We start from the raw sequence: 14,866 nt of genomic DNA, 5'->3' as shown, positions 1-14,866 counted from the left end.
ATTTACTCCTTGCGCGGCGGCTCATCGTCTTTACGCTGCGCCTTCTGTTGCCGCCCCAGTTCTCTCACTGTCATCAGGCTCACTCCAGCAGCCAAACCGACGACGCCCCCTAACAACCCAACGGCGGTAGGGCTGACATGCCCGCCCTCTCTGGCCAGTACCGCGGGTTTAGCATTGCGTGGCGTTGGATTTTTCACATTGGCCAACTGCGCAATTCCTTTGGTAAAGCCCACCCCCTGCTCGTTACAGCCATAGCAGGGGTGACCAATGCCGACCGGCCAAATACCGCCGCCAATGTCGCAAAACTCCAGCGTCGAACAGTTACCGTAAGTTTCTGGCCCTTTACAGCCGAGATGGAATAAGCACCAGCCCTGTCGGTGACCCTCATCACCAAATTGTTTGGCAAAGCGCCCAGCATCAAAGTGTGGGCGGCGTTCGCAGTTCTCGTGGATCAAGCGGCCATAGGCAAACTCGGGCCGATTTTTGGCATCCAGCGCCGGAGGTCGTCGAAAGGTAATAATATGTGCCACTGTCGCCAGGAAATTATGCGGGTTAGGTGGGCAGCCGGGGATATTGATCACCGTTTTACCGGGTAATACCTCCTGCAAGCTAACCGCTCCCGTGGGGTTCCCCCCAGTAGAAGGGACGCCTCCCCAAGCCGCGCAGGAACCAATGGCAATAATCGCCGCAGCATGTTCCGCCGCCTGCTTGATATGCTCGACAATCGGTTTGCCGGCCACCATGCAGTAAATTCCCCCGTCCTTAATCGGGATTGAGCCATCAACCACCAGCACATATTTGCCCTGATACTGTTCAATGGCTCGGTGTTTGTTTTCTTCCGCCTGTTCGCCAAACGCTGCTGACAGGACTTCGTGATATTCCATTGAAACAACATCCAGCAACAGGTTTTCAATGGTTGGGTGAGTGGCACGTAATAATGATTCAGTACATCCCGTGCACTCCTGGGCGCCAATCCAGATAACGGGCGGTCGTTGCGGTGAGGATACCGAGTGGGCAATTTCGGCGGCGGCTTTGCTACTTAGCCCCATGGTGGCAGCGAGCGCCGCACACAGTTTCATAAAGTCACGGCGATTCACGCCATTACGGAAAAATGTTTCGTTTTCCCTGGTCATTGTCTATCCCCTGTCAATAACTGCAATACCACAAAAATCCCTATACCCGCCGGTATTCACGCTACCGGGATGTTGGTTGCAACCTGAATCAATCTGGGTATAAGCAGGTGGACAATTTTTGGTCGTTTACTGCCGGGGGCAGGTTGATCTTTATCAACCTTTAGTGCGGTAAAAATTAATATTTCCGTAACATGAGTAAGATCGCTTCAGCAAAAAATATTTAGCTTGCTTATCACTCACTATGCCTATCACCGGATTACCGCTGTTGACCAAACTGATTTCCAGCGCGGAATAACCGGTTTTTTATCTAATGCTCGTTTGGGTCAACAATTTGTCAGTAGCTTCGAGTTAGAGTCTGTTATTAACAAAATCTGTTATTAGAAAAATCTGTTACTAGAAAAATAAGTCCCCTTCAAAAATAAGATAATTACCGCAGGGATAACCAATATGAACGAGAACAAAGTCCCAGACTTGTTACATCACACCGTTACCCGCCGTCAGTTAATTAAAGCAGGCAGTGCCACTGGCTGTTTGCTCGCCGCCACCTCAGGCATGGTGTTACCTTTCCGTAAAACGGTGGCGGCCGAATCCACCGCCAATGCCACGGCTCCGCAAGATAAAGTGGTCTGGAGCTCTTGCACCGTTAACTGCGGTAGCCGCTGCGCACTACGCTTGCATGTACGCGATGATGAAGTCTACTGGGTTGAAAGCGACAACACCGGTAACGATGAATATGGCGATCATCAATTACGTGCCTGCTTGCGTGGGCGCTCTATTCGCCGCCGGATGAACCACCCGGACCGATTGAAATACCCGATGAAACGCGTCGGCAAACGGGGTGAAGGTAAATTTAAACCTATCAGTTGGGATGAAGCGCTGGATACCATCAGCGGCAAACTGAAGCAAACCTTGGCGCAATACGGTAATGAGGCGGTACATGTGTTGTATGGCACCGGGGTCGATGGTGGCAATATCACCAACTCCAATGTGCCCTACCGCCTGATGAATTCCTGTGGTGGCTTCCTCAGCCGTTACGGCAGTTACAGCACCGCGCAAATCACCGCTGCCATGCCTTATTTGTACGGCGCGCAAGAGGGTAATAGCCCGGATGATATCGCCAATAGCAAACTGGTGGTTTTGTTCGGCAATAACCCGGCTGAAACCCGCATGAGTGGTGCTGGCGTAACCTATTATCTGGAACAGGCCCGAGCCATCTCCAACGCCAAGATGATTGTGATCGACCCACGTTATACCGATACCGCCGCTGGCCGTGAAGACCAATGGGTGCCAATCCGCCCGGGTACTGATGCGGCCTTGGTGGCGGGTATGGCCTATGTGCTGATTACCGAAAACCTGGTGGACCAAGCATTTCTGGATAACTATTGCATCGGCTATGATGAAAAAACGCTGCCTGCCAGCGCCCCCAAGAATGGCCACTACAAAGCCTATATTGTTGGCCAAGGTGAAGATGGCACCGCCAAAACCCCCGAATGGGCAGCGCAGATCACCGGTATTCCTGCCACGGACATCATCAAATTGGCCCGTGAAATCGGCATGACCAAACCGGCTTATATCTGCCAGGGTTGGGGACCACAGCGCCACGCCAACGGGGAGCAAACCGCCCGGGCAATTGCTATGCTGCCGATTTTAACCGGTAACATAGGGATTAACGGCGGTAATACTGGCTGCCGTGAAGGCACGTTTGATCTTGGTGTGGAATGGTTCGACATGCTCACCAACCCGGTAAAAACCAAAATCTCTGTCTATACCTGGACCGATGCGATTATTCGTGGCCCGGAGATGACCGCCAAGCGTGATGGTATCCGTGGCAAAGATAAACTGGATGTGCCGATCAAATTTATCTGGTGTTATGCCAGTAATACCCTGATCAATCAGCATGGTGATATCAGCCGCACCCACCAGATCCTGCAGGACGACAGCAAATGCGAGATGATTGTCGGCATTGAGCATTTTATGACCTCTTCCGCCAAGTATTGCGATATTTTGCTACCGGACTTAATGCCTACCGAACAGGAAGACCTGATCTCTCATGAGTCTGCCGGCAATATGGGCTATGTGATCCTGGGTCAGCCCGCCACCTCACCTAAGTTTGAACGCCGCCCTATTTACGAAATTCTTTCCGAAGTGGCTAAACGACTGGGTAAAGAGCCCGAGTCCCTCTTCACCGAAGGGCGCAGCCAGCAACAGTGGATCGAGTATCTGTGTGAGAAAACCCGTGAACGCAATCCAGAAATGCCCACTTATCAAGAGATGAAAACGGTCGGTATCTATAAGCGTAAAGCACCGGAAGGACATATTGTGGCCTTTAAAGAGTTCCGGGAAAATCCACAGGCAAACCCACTGAAAACACCGTCTGGCAAGATTGAGATTTACTCCGAACGGCTGGCGGAAATTGCCGCCACCTGGGAACTGGCGAAAGAGGATGTGATCCATCCCTTGCCGGTATATGCAGCCGGTTTCGAAAGTTGGCAAGACCCTATACGTAGCAAATACCCGCTACAACTCTTTGGCTACCATTACAAGGCCAGAACCCACTCCAGCTATGGCAATATCGATGTATTGCAACAATCCTGCCCGCAAGAAGTCTGGATCAACCCCATTGATGCTAAAGCGCGCGGTATCAAACATGGCGAACGCGTCAGGGTGTTTAATGACCGGGGAGAAACGCAGATACAAGCGAAGGTCACACCCAGGATCATGCCCGGCGTCACCGCCATGGGCCAAGGAGCCTGGCTGACAGCGGATATGTTTGGCGACAAGGTCGATCACGGAGGCAGTGTGAATATCCTGACCAATCAGCGCCCTTCGCCGCTGGCCAAGGGTAATCCACAACATACCAATCTGGTGGAGATAGCCAAACTGTAAGCTAAACCTGAGGACCTAAACCTGATAATAGGGGCCACGCCTTTGGCCCCTGATTCGGTCGCAGGCAGCATAAATCCATAAGATGGAAAACGTAAGGCGACCGAAATTTGCCACTCTATTATTAATTCACCGAGATCCCCCATTTCTTCATACGCGACAACAAGGTCGTGCGCTTAAGCACCAGACGCTGAGCGAAGAGTTTGAAATGGCGGTGATGCAGAAGGCCGACCTCTATACACGCGCTACGTTTACCTTGGTGAATTGCCGTTGCTGCCAATAGCCATTTACCACCAGCAAGTCGGTTGTTGAAGAAGTGATTTTTCTTGGTATTCAACCGGATGTTGTGGCGTTTTATTTTCCAATCACCGAAAAGGTATCGCAAGCAGTCCAACAGGTTTATCGCCAGTTATCCGCGTCGGGTAACGTTGACAGTTTTGAGTTACTTTGAGTGAGTTTTAGCCAAAATTCAGCCCAGAGACCAATCCATATCAAATTATGCAGGTGCTGATTATGCTAAATAAGTGTGAAGATTTTTTTATCACTGGCGGTTTCTCCGCCGTAGTGATGGGTCGGGAAGGCGAATACTGTACTTCCCAATGGCAATAAAAAAGGAGTGCTGTAGATGAAGAAAGTCATCACGGTCTGCCCTTATTGCGCCTCAGGTTGCAAAATCAATCTGGTAGTAGACAACGGCAGAATCATCAAAGCCGAAGGCGCAAATGGTGTGACCAATCAGGGCGAGTTATGCCTAAAAGGATATTACGGCTGGGACTTCGTTCACGATACCAAGATCCTGACTCCGCGCCTGAAAACGCCGATGATCCGTCGGCAACGTGGCGGAAAATTGGAGTCGGTTTCTTGGGAAGAGGCTATTGAGTTCGCCAGTTCACGTTTGCTCGCCGTCAAAGAAAAGTACGGCCCTGATGCCATTATGACCACCGGCTCTTCACGTGGACCAGGTAACGAAGCCAACTACATCATGCAAAAATTTGCGCGCGCTACGGTCGGTACTAACAATATCGACTGTTGCGCGCGTGTCTGACACGGCCCTTCGGTTGCAGGTCTGCAGCGTTCGGTCGGTAACGGCGCCATGAGTAACTCAATCGTTGAGATTGAGGACACACAATGTATTTTTGTCTTCGGCTATAACGCCGCAGACTCTCACCCTATTGTCGCTCGCCGTATTCTTAAGGCGAAAGATAAAGGGGCAAAAATTATTGTTTGCGATCCACGCTATATTGAAACGGCGCGTATTGCAGATATCCATTTGCCGCTGAAAAACGGCTCCAATATTGCCCTGCTCAATGCCCTCGCCTATGTGATCATTGAGGAGAATCTGTACGATCAGTCATTTGTTGAAAATCATACCGAACAGTTTGATGAGTATCGCGCTATCGTCGCCAAGTACCCGCCAGAGTCGGTTGAGAAAACTACCGGGCTTAGCGCCCAGCAGATCCGTGATACTGCGCGGATGTATGCCACCTCACCTACGGCAACCATTTTGTGGGGCATGGGTGTCACGCAGTTCTATCAGGGTGTGGAAACCGTGCGGTCACTTACCAGCCTGGCGATGCTGACGGGTAATCTGGGTAAACCCAATGTGGGGGTCAACCCGGTACGTGGGCAGAATAACGTGCAAGGTGCCTGTGATATGGGGGCATTGCCCAATACCCTGCCGGGTTATGCCCAGGTCACTGATGCACAAGCGCGGGAAAGATTCGCCAAGGCCTGGGGTATCGCCGCCATGCCTGCCGAAATTGGCTATGCCCTGAGTGAAGTGCCACACAATATTGACCATGGCAAACTCAAAGCCCACTACATTATGGGGGAAGACCCACTACAGACCGAGCCTGATCTTGCCACTATCCGCAGAACCTTTGAAAAACTGGAACTGTTGATCGTGCAAGATATCTTTATGACCAAAACCGCATCCATTGCGGATGTTATCTTCCCAGCAACCTCCTGGGGGGAACATGAAGGGGTGTATACCGCTGCAGACCGTGGCTTCCAGCGCTTCTATAAAGCCGTTGAACCCGTAGGTGATGTGAAGACCGACTGGCAGATTATCAGCCTGATGTCTACCGCTATGGGTTACCCCATGCACTACAACGACACGCAGGAAATCTGGGACGAGCTGCGTGAACTGTGCCCAATCTATTACGGTGCCACCTACGAGAAAATGGGGGACTTAGGCTACATTCAATGGCCTTGCCCTACCTTGGAACATCCGGGAACCTCTTACCTGTATCAGGGAGGGAAATTCTCACGCCCCAGTGGCAAAGCCGAGTTCTTTACCTGTGACTGGGCCCCCCCCATCGATCAGGTCAGTGACGAGTACCCATTGGTGCTCTCTACCGTGCGTGAGGTGGGCCATTACTCTTGCCGTTCGATGACCGGTAACTGTAAGGCACTGGTGGCATTGGCTGATGAACCAGGATACGCGCAGATCAACACTGAAGACGCCGCACGCCTGGGGGTTGAAGATCAGGCACTGGTGTGGGTGCGCTCACGTCAAGGTAAGGTCATCACCCGTGCCAATGTCAGTGACCGTCCAAACCGGGGGGCCATTTATATGACCTACCAATGGTGGATTGGTGCCTGTAACGAACTGGTGGCAGAAAACCTGAGCCCGATTACCAAAACACCGGAATATAAATATTGTGCGGTGCAGATCGAAACGATCAAGGATCAGGAGCAAGCGGAATATTTTGTTCAGCAGGAGTACAGCAAAATCAAGCAGCGCCTACGGGAGGCGGCGGCTGGCTAACGAAGTGTCGCGATAACTGAACCTCAGGGATGAGGTTCAGTTGTTTTAAACCTGTGCGCTATCAATCAGTTATTAACAACCGTCTGCACACTTGGCATCGGGGTTAGTAAACAGGATACGCACCAACAAAGCACCAGACTCACGCAGCGGATCATTGCCAATGGCCAATACCTTGCCAGTTTGGGTTGCCGTATATTCACGAAGAATATCGCCAAAAGCATTACGTTGTACCGCAACTTTCTGCCCTTTAACCACGGAATCCCCGACTTTCACCAGAACTTCAGCAAACCCACCCATCTCAGCTTTAATTGAAGTCATCTCATTGCCGATATAGGTTTTTTGCTCTTTCGCGGTTGCCCCTAATTTGCCTAGAGTCATCCCTTGATCAACCATCAGGTTACGCACCCCAGTAAGACTGCGTGCAATAAGCTCTGGCTGATAAAGTTTTGGCTTGCCAATTTCGAGGGTAATAGCAGGAATTTTCTGTTCGACAAACGTGGTTTCTACCGTGCCTTTTTCACCGGGATCGGCTTTAATTTGATCCGCCGGGAACAGCTCAGCCATTTTCTTCACTTGCGGGTTACGGTAATCGGCATAGATAAACAGGGGATATTCGGTACCGGTGCTCTGAGTATGCATATCGACAAATAGATTGGTATTGCCGGCCCACAAATTATTCCACAACAGCCAAGCTTGCTGTTCAGCTGGGTTACCTTTCTCTTTACCCGGCCAGATGCGGTTAAAATCAACCGTATAACCGCCATCCGTTGGTACCTGCCAATTACGATTATTCGCCAGCATACCCGTTGGGTTGGCACCCACCGCCCCAACAACCGTCCCTTTCAGTTCTGCCGGGTTTAACTGTTCAAACACCTGCTGTATGACTCGGATACCATTCAGTTCATCACCATGCACCGCCGCTTGCAGACCCAGTTTAGGACCCGGCTTCGCCCCTTTCGCCACCAAGACTGGCACATACCAATGCTGGCCAATGCCGTTACTCGCTCCTTGGAACATAAAACGATAAACCTTACCTGCCTGTAGGTCATCGACATCCAACTTGCTGATCACCGGATGACCATCAATTTTGTCCCCGGTATAAACCATAGCTGCCTGCGCATTGAGCGCCCCAGCAAGCAATACTGCCAACATCGTCACTTTATACATAACCGTCCTCATTGTTATTAGTAAAAAAGCATTTCCTTGAAAAACTCCCTCAGCGGCATAGAAGAGCGCACTCCACCTGCATATCATTCACTTATCCCTGGTGCTTCGCTTTGCAAAGTATAAGCAGCAGTGCCAGCAATGACTGTTCTCTATAACTTAAAATAGCCAAGGTATCAGCATATTACGCCCAACCATCAACACGGGCTATGGGCCGGATAGCAAAAATTGCGCAAGATCTTTTTTTACTATCCAGCATCTTGCTTTCTACTTATTGAATTGCCAACAATTTCCCATCGACCGTCTGTTTTACTTTTTTGTCACAGTGTTATCATGTCGGTATAGTGCAACAGCTAAACACGCTGACTGATGCTGTGGTGTAAGTCTTCTGAACAGAGGCCGTGAGGCCTGGTTTTAGCCCCACGTTGGATAGCCATCAGGTGGTAAGTGCGGCGAGGCTGCCCGGATAAAGTTGCTCTTAGCTCTCTCTTATTAAAAGATGGCAGAGGCATATTGCCGCTATCGTTGGTTGGAACGCTTTTATGTTTACCTTAACCCACACAGCTAGTTTGAACCTCAGTCACTCAGCGGGTTTTATTACGGCGGAAGTTCAAGGCTACCTAAGTGATCGGCCCAGCGTCAGGTTTCATCAAATCAGATTCGACCCCCGCTATTATCACGATACCTTGTTCAACCAATGGAACATTCCGTTGCCTGAACAATTCCGCCAGGCAATCATCAAGCGTAAGGCGGAATATTTGGCTGGGCGATATTGTGCCCAGCAACAACTGGACGCTCTCGGTATCCACGGCTTTGAGTTACGCCAAGGGGAAGATCGTGCCCCGATCTGGCCAGCTCAGGTTATTGGTTCGATTTCACACCATCACCGTTCAGCGATTGTTGTCACTTCTCAGGCTCAGGATAATGGATTCTTAGGGATTGATACTGAGCTGATTATGAAAGCTGACGTGGCGGCGAATCTGCGAGAAATGATTATTAATGAGCAGGAAAACCAGCTGCTGGCACACAGTGGCATGCCTTTTAGTCTGGCGCTGACACTGATATTTTCGCTGAAAGAGAGCTTGTATAAGGCACTCTATCCGCAAGTGAATAAATTCTTTGATTGCCATGCCGCCAGAATGATCGAATTTGCACCGCTACAAGGGCGTTGTCAGCTACAACTCACTGAATCCCTTAACTCTATTCATACTGCAGGCTCAGTCTATCAAGGCCAGTTTATTTGGGATAGCCAAGAGGTCACCACCTTGGTCACCGGCACAACTGAAACCCCCTGACCTTGGGTGACGCATCTACGCGTGTGGCAAGAGCGTAGCAATACTATTCAATCTACTCACCACAACATTTGTTATTTTCCACTAGCCAAAAATTGGGCCTGCGATGCAGGCCCGTTGCCCGATAATAATTGATTGCCGCTGCTTGCGGTGAGCAACTTACAGCCGCTACGGGTTTCTTACTGGTTAACGATATGGGTACCGGTTTCACCGCGCAGCGCCGCAGGCAGACAGTCCGGCGAAGTGATTATGACGCGTTTCCCACCATGGCGTAAAAAATCCAAACTGGCGATAATTTTCGGCAACATACTCCCCGCAGGAAAGTGCCCTTCTTCCTGATAGCGAGTCATTTCTGCCACACTGACCTTGTTTAGCGCTCGCTGTTCAGGTTTGCCAAAGTGGATACAGACTTTCTCTACCCCCGTGGTAATGACCAACACATCAGCACCGATCTCTTGAGCCAGTAGCGCAGTGGATAAATCTTTATCAATAACTGCGTCAATGCTTTGATAATCACCTTGCTGGTCACGTATCACCGGGATCCCACCGCCACCGGCTGCAATAACCACAAAGCCTTGGTTAATCAATGCATTAATTGCACCGGATTCTAAAATACGCTTTGGTTCAGGAGACGCGACGACTCGGCGATAACCGCGCCCAGAGTCTTCGATAAAATGCCAGGTGGGATGCTGCTGCAATAATCTATCACGCTGCTCCGCACTGAAAAAAGCACCAATCGGCTTGGTTGGATGGGTGAAGCCGGGGTCATTGCGGTCGACTTCAACCTGGGTAATCACGGTCACTGCCTGCTGTTCGCCACGCAATGCCAAGCGGTTATTCAGTGCCTGCTGAATAAGATAACCGATCCCCCCTTGGGTATCTGCCACACAATTGGCCAGAGGGGTCAGCGGTAACCCTTCTTGTTCGTGTGCAATCTCTGAACGACGTAAATCCAACCCAACCTGAGGACCATTGCCATGAGTCAGCACAATATTATAATCCGATGCCAGCATCTCCAGCACCGAGTGAGCGACTGTTTTTACTGCTTCGGTCTGATGTTCAATCGACTGGCTGGCATTGTCTTTAATGATACTGTTGCCACCAATGGCAACCACAACAAGTTCTTTCATTTATTTAATCCATTAAAGGAAACGCGATTAACCACGTTTCGAGTTACGATATTTATTTAAATCCCATTACGGGAATAGGCTATTCACTATTACAATAAATAGTTATTAATGGTTTCTAAACTGAAACCAAGGTGCAAAAAATTAATAATAAAAACGATCAGCTGTTTGCAGCCTGACCCAGAGAACCTTTTTTACTTCTGCTTTGCATGAACAAATAAATCATAACAGCAGAGATAACCCCAAAAAACCAAGATAAGCGAGATAAGGTTTCAAAGTAAGGAACAAACTTACTCCCTAAAGAGATAACAATCGCAATAATTGTTGCATAAAATGCTTTGGAATTAATGCCATTGTTATATTCGCCAGTCTCACCCGGGCTAGAATAAAGGGTGTTTAAATCAATCCTACCCTGCATCACAATAAAATAATGCGCGAGCATAACCCCCACCACCGGGCCTAACATCCCGCCAATAATGTCTAGAAAGAAATAGATGCTATCCTGACTCTCCATTAACTTCCAAGGGCAAATAATGACACTGATAATACTGGCAATCACGATACCATTTTTGTAATTAAGATGCCGAGGCGCTAAGGCGGCTATCTGATAACCCGCTGGAATCAGATTACAGGCCGCATTGATGGAGACTGTGGTCATCAATATAACCAGCCCAGCAAACAGTGTAGCAAACGTGCTATCCCATTTTTGAATGATATCCATCACATTCCAAGTATTGACACCATAATGAATAGTGGCACCGACCAATATTATCACGCTTAAAATAGCGAACAGTGTGTAACCCACAAAATAGCTCGCAGCCTGGCCGATTGCCTGCTGTTTGAAGCTGACCGCATTTTGCGTAAAATCGGCAGCAGTGATTGCCGGTGCGGCCCACACCCCCAAGATAGCATTGATGATCACAAAGAAAAGAAAGATGCTACTACCACTTTGCTCAACATGCTGGGGGGCATAATGAATAATATTATCAATGCCAGCCAGTGAAGCTGCCCACACCGCCATGCTACCAAAAACGATATAAACACAGGGGTTAAGTAGGGTGGTGAATTTTTTTAGCGCATTACCCCCGCCAAAGCCAAGCAACGTATTCAACAGCCAGAAAATAAGGAAGCAGATCAAACCAGGAATCGATATACCTAGCCAAACAGTACCGTTTCCTATCTGCAAAAAGCCAGGCCAGATCTTGGCAATCAAGATAAGTAAGGCTAAAGATCCAGCATAGTTCTGCAAACCAAACCACATAATAGCAGCGATACAGCCACGCAATACTCCAGGTACTAATGCGCCACGTACACCATAACAGGCACGTAACAACATCACGCCAGGGATACCATACTTAGAGCCAGCAGCACCATTCATGATCATGACAAACGCAATAAACAGTGCACTAAAAGAGATAGCCATCATCACTGATACTGTTGATAGCCCTAACATCAAAAAGCCGCCTACCGCAATATAGTTTGGCACATTATGAATTGCCCCCATCCACAAGGCAAAATAGTTAAAGGCCCGCCAATTACGTTGCTTTTCCCCTTTTGGTAACAGGTCATCGCTATATCCACGATCTTTGAAAATGGTCAGTTGCTGCTCCTGCGTACGCTCCATGGTTACTTCCTTGATAAATATACCCGCCCCCATTCAAGCTACCGTTTGATTGACGACGGGTATATAAAAATCAACATCAGAGAATCACCACTGCGCTCATTAAAGAGCCGATCCTCAAATTATACCTTCTACTTTTAAACCAATCTGGGCAAAGACTGCACCTAACAAAAAGGTTCCCAAGAAAACCGCAAAGGATACAACAACGATGCGCCATGACAACTTTTTAAAGAGGTCCAAATCTTTACCTAATGCCAAACCAGCGTAAGCCAGTGTCGGCGGGCCCATTTGTACGAATGAGATCGCACTCGTCGTCCGTGTAATAAACTCATTACCAGGAAAGAACGGTGCAGAAAACAGTACAGCAATGATACAGACCCAAAAAACCACCGGTAACTTATTGAACCCTGGCAAGTGACACACGAACAGGGCAAAAACCGCGATCGCATAAATCACCACAATACCCGCCACCGAAGGACCTATCGCGGCCTTGCCAGCGGTAACATTACCAATAACCGTTAAGATGGCGGTAATGATAAGGACGGCACTCATGGTTGCCAGCTTGTCCCAAGCAAATGATTTCATTTTTCACCTTCTATGCTTTCAGCCATGTCTTCTGCGTTTTTTGATGAGGGTCTAAACTTATCTAAAAACTTGTACATGACGCGGGCCAGAGGAAGCGTGACAAACAGTGCCGCATAGACGTTAAGCACGTTGACCAGAATATTGGATGCACCGGTATACATTTCGATTTGTTTCGAATACTGAGGGTATGTATCCAGAATGACAGACATCATTGCCGCAGACATGCTGATAGAGCCGGTACCCGCCCCTAGTGCCAAAGCGAATGGGTGGAATATATCCATCTTGACAAAGACACTCATGAAGATGCCACAGAACATGGCCCCCAACATGGTTCCGCAGATAAATACCCCCATAACGCCACGCCCTTCTGCGGAGTTCAAGCCATATTTCTCAGCAATAATCGCGACGTGGATTTCCCTGCCTAGCGAATAGCTTCCACCTATAGATTCCCGCCCTAGCCCCAATAACATAGCGACCGGTAAAGCCAGAAGAACGATCCCCAGGAAGTGACCAATAGTTTGGAAAAACAGCGTTCCCCCAGACTCCATCAGCATGGACAAGTTCGGCCCTACCCCAAGCCCAATCTTGACCAAAAGCAGACTTAGCGCGATGGGGAAGATGCTGCTGGCATCATCCATATCCTTTATGGACAGAATTTTAAATTTCGGATAGCTAATAAAGCCACCAATAATAATTGCGTACAAAATTGGCATAAAAACTAAAATGCTAATCTTACGCACACCAATCAGCTCAGCAATAAAAATAATGATTGCGGCAAAAAGGTGTAACTTCCAGTTCAACAACATTCGCATGGTACTCTCCTGACTCACTTATCAGCCGCGAGATAAATGGCCGCTTTGGTGAAGCACTCCATAGGTGCATTAACGATGCCCGCACCTATTTGACCCACACCAGGATCCCGGTGCGATATTCCAGTGGTGATCACTGGCGTCATATTGGCTTCCAGCACTTTAATAATATCAATACCGGTGGGTGTCCCTTTAAAGCCCATTGTTGGGATTTTGAAGTTCTTGTTTTCGGTGGCGGTGATCTCATACATGCTATTGGTGATTTTTACCCCATCATCATAGGTGCCACCAATAAACTGAACCATTGCAGGTGCACAGGCCAAAGCAAAGCCCCCCATACCGAAAGTTTCGGTAATGGCACTATCACCAATATCGGCACAGGCATCAGCACTGCTATAACCGGTGAAATACAGCCCTTCGGGAACGTTGGCGGGGGCAGTAAACCACTGGTTGCCGGTACTACTTAGCCTGATACCAAAATCGATACCATTACGTGCCATCACAGTAACGATCGTGCTCCCCTCGACACCGAGTGCGGCATCACTCATCGCTTTGCACATTGCCATGGTGATATTGACGTTGAACATATCGATCTTTTCAATGTGTTCAAAAACTCTGTGGATCGCCGCTTTATCTGCATCAATTTGCGCAATGTATTTCGCTAATTCACGCACAAACAACGAGGTAGAAGCTTTATGACGATTGTGGTTGTCATCCCCCATTTGTAAGGCTTGGGTAACGATGTTTTTCCAGTCAATCCCAGGAGAGAACTCGATAGCTTGCTTCAGGATCGGGTAAAGCGAGTCTGTCATCCAATGCAAACGTTCAATCACCTCAGGACCATAGGAGCCAAAGCGCAACGCTTTACCTGGGCCTTCGTTAACATTTGAATAAGAATAATTACCAAATGTCCGATTGTGCATAATAAAGACCGGCATGTGGGCGGAGATAATGCCCCCCATCGGCCCTACGGTGTGGTGGTCATGATTCGGTGAATAAATAATATCGCTACTGGCAGCTAATTTTTTCGCCTCATCTTCATTTTTGGCCAGGCCTTCAAACAGCAGAGCGCCGATAATGGCACCTTGCATCGTGCCACACATGCGATTCCATTCAATGGGTGGGCCTGCGTGCAAGATCATATTAGGTGCCATTCCCGGGATCACTTCGCCGGCCAGCCCCATACCTTCGAGGAACACCTCAGAATCCTGCATACGGCGCAGCACTTCAGCATTAGCGGCATTTCGTTGCTCACTGTCTACACCGTAGAGGGTATTTAGCGCGGCCAGAACCGTTTCGTCCCCGTGCGCAGGTGGACTCCATTCAACTTGTAACGCGGTGATGCTCTGCCTTTGCAAATCCGTATAAAATTGCTCGAGACCGACGTTCACAACCTGAAGATCAGTAGTCAAAATATTGTTTTTTAGCATTGGGTTTCCCTCATCCAAAGACGCTTATTGTTATAGAAGTATCGAGTTATAG

General features: G+C 48.9%; 10 protein-coding genes and 2 pseudogenes. 5 read left to right on the top strand and 7 right to left on the bottom strand.

The window, feature by feature from the left end; translation table 11 throughout:
• Positions 1–2 precede the first annotated feature (2 nt).
• A complete protein-coding gene (gene hybO / locus AC2A06_RS11515; protein WP_484380342.1) occupies positions 3–1,133 on the bottom strand; it encodes a hydrogenase 2 small subunit in 1,131 nt (376 codons plus the stop codon).
• Positions 1,134–1,580: 447 nt separating this feature from the next.
• On the opposite strand from hybO, the gene ynfF reads away from it, so the two are divergent.
• The 4 genes and pseudogenes from ynfF to fdhF all read left to right on the top strand — a co-directional run bounded on the left by ynfF (position 1,581) and on the right by fdhF (position 6,786).
• Positions 1,581–4,019 carry a selenate/tellurate reductase subunit YnfF gene (gene ynfF, locus AC2A06_RS11510; protein WP_484380341.1) on the top strand — a complete coding sequence of 813 codons (2,439 nt, stop codon included), beginning with the start codon at positions 1,581–1,583 and terminating at the stop codon, positions 4,017–4,019.
• 187 nt (positions 4,020–4,206) lie between these two features.
• Positions 4,207–4,296, top strand: a pseudogene (locus AC2A06_RS11505) (formate hydrogenlyase complex iron-sulfur subunit); the annotation flags it as partial.
• Between the two features lie 18 nt (positions 4,297–4,314).
• Positions 4,315–4,467 (top strand): annotated as a pseudogene (hycI, locus tag AC2A06_RS11500) (hydrogenase maturation peptidase HycI); the annotation flags it as partial.
• 174 nt (positions 4,468–4,641) lie between these two features.
• The gene (gene fdhF / locus AC2A06_RS11495; protein ID WP_484380340.1) at positions 4,642–6,786 is read left to right on the top strand and encodes a formate dehydrogenase subunit alpha; all 2,145 of its coding nucleotides are present in this window, start codon (positions 4,642–4,644) and stop codon (positions 6,784–6,786) included.
• A 72-nt stretch (positions 6,787–6,858) separates the two neighbouring features.
• On the opposite strand, the gene AC2A06_RS11490 is transcribed toward fdhF, so the two are convergent.
• Complete coding sequence (locus tag AC2A06_RS11490; protein ID WP_484380339.1) at positions 6,859–7,953, bottom strand: succinylglutamate desuccinylase/aspartoacylase family protein; 1,095 nt, start codon at positions 7,951–7,953, stop codon at positions 6,859–6,861.
• A 539-nt stretch (positions 7,954–8,492) separates the two neighbouring features.
• Between AC2A06_RS11490 and AC2A06_RS11485 the strand changes: the two genes are divergently transcribed.
• A complete protein-coding gene (locus AC2A06_RS11485) occupies positions 8,493–9,245 on the top strand; it encodes a 4'-phosphopantetheinyl transferase family protein (protein ID WP_484380338.1) in 753 nt (250 codons plus the stop codon).
• Positions 9,246–9,421: 176 nt separating this feature from the next.
• Here the strand turns inward: AC2A06_RS11485 and AC2A06_RS11480 are convergent, their stop codons facing one another.
• The 5 genes from AC2A06_RS11480 to AC2A06_RS11460 all read right to left on the bottom strand — a co-directional run bounded on the left by AC2A06_RS11480 (position 9,422) and on the right by AC2A06_RS11460 (position 14,814).
• On the bottom strand, positions 9,422–10,372 hold the full coding sequence (locus tag AC2A06_RS11480; protein WP_023490444.1) for a carbamate kinase family protein: 951 nt from the start codon (positions 10,370–10,372) through the stop codon (positions 9,422–9,424).
• Between the two features lie 157 nt (positions 10,373–10,529).
• Positions 10,530–11,993, bottom strand: a complete 1,464-nt coding sequence (locus AC2A06_RS11475; protein ID WP_484380337.1) for an allantoin transporter — start codon at positions 11,991–11,993, stop codon at positions 10,530–10,532.
• A 114-nt stretch (positions 11,994–12,107) separates the two neighbouring features.
• On the bottom strand, positions 12,108–12,575 hold the full coding sequence (locus AC2A06_RS11470; protein ID WP_023490446.1) for a hypothetical protein: 468 nt from the start codon (positions 12,573–12,575) through the stop codon (positions 12,108–12,110).
• Positions 12,572–13,381, bottom strand: coding sequence for a DUF3100 domain-containing protein (locus AC2A06_RS11465; RefSeq protein WP_484380336.1), 810 nt, complete (start codon positions 13,379–13,381; stop codon positions 12,572–12,574). Before AC2A06_RS11465 ends, AC2A06_RS11470 begins: the two co-directional genes overlap by 4 nt.
• A gap of 20 nt (positions 13,382–13,401) precedes the next feature.
• Positions 13,402–14,814, bottom strand: a complete 1,413-nt coding sequence (locus tag AC2A06_RS11460; RefSeq protein WP_484380335.1) for a YlbE family protein — start codon at positions 14,812–14,814, stop codon at positions 13,402–13,404.
• Positions 14,815–14,866 lie beyond the last annotated feature (52 nt).

It is taken from the genome of Serratia sp. HNCC26DJ244 (assembly GCF_057180565.1).
This window is presented reverse-complemented; position numbering and strand designations above follow the sequence as displayed.

Excerpts from the sequence above, each read along its gene's own strand:
- hybO (WP_484380342.1), bottom strand. The coding sequence starts at position 1,133 with ATGACCAGGGAAAACGAAACATTTTTCCGTAATGGCGTGAATCGCCGT.
- ynfF (WP_484380341.1), top strand. The coding sequence starts at position 1,581 with ATGAACGAGAACAAAGTCCCAGACTTGTTACATCACACCGTTACCCGC.
- AC2A06_RS11490 (WP_484380339.1), bottom strand. The coding sequence starts at position 7,953 with ATGTATAAAGTGACGATGTTGGCAGTATTGCTTGCTGGGGCGCTCAAT.
- AC2A06_RS11485 (WP_484380338.1), top strand. The coding sequence starts at position 8,493 with ATGTTTACCTTAACCCACACAGCTAGTTTGAACCTCAGTCACTCAGCG.
- AC2A06_RS11480 (WP_023490444.1), bottom strand. The coding sequence starts at position 10,372 with ATGAAAGAACTTGTTGTGGTTGCCATTGGTGGCAACAGTATCATTAAA.
- AC2A06_RS11475 (WP_484380337.1), bottom strand. The coding sequence starts at position 11,993 with ATGGAGCGTACGCAGGAGCAGCAACTGACCATTTTCAAAGATCGTGGA.
- AC2A06_RS11470 (WP_023490446.1), bottom strand. The coding sequence starts at position 12,575 with ATGAAATCATTTGCTTGGGACAAGCTGGCAACCATGAGTGCCGTCCTT.
- AC2A06_RS11465 (WP_484380336.1), bottom strand. The coding sequence starts at position 13,381 with ATGTTGTTGAACTGGAAGTTACACCTTTTTGCCGCAATCATTATTTTT.
- AC2A06_RS11460 (WP_484380335.1), bottom strand. The coding sequence starts at position 14,814 with ATGCTAAAAAACAATATTTTGACTACTGATCTTCAGGTTGTGAACGTC.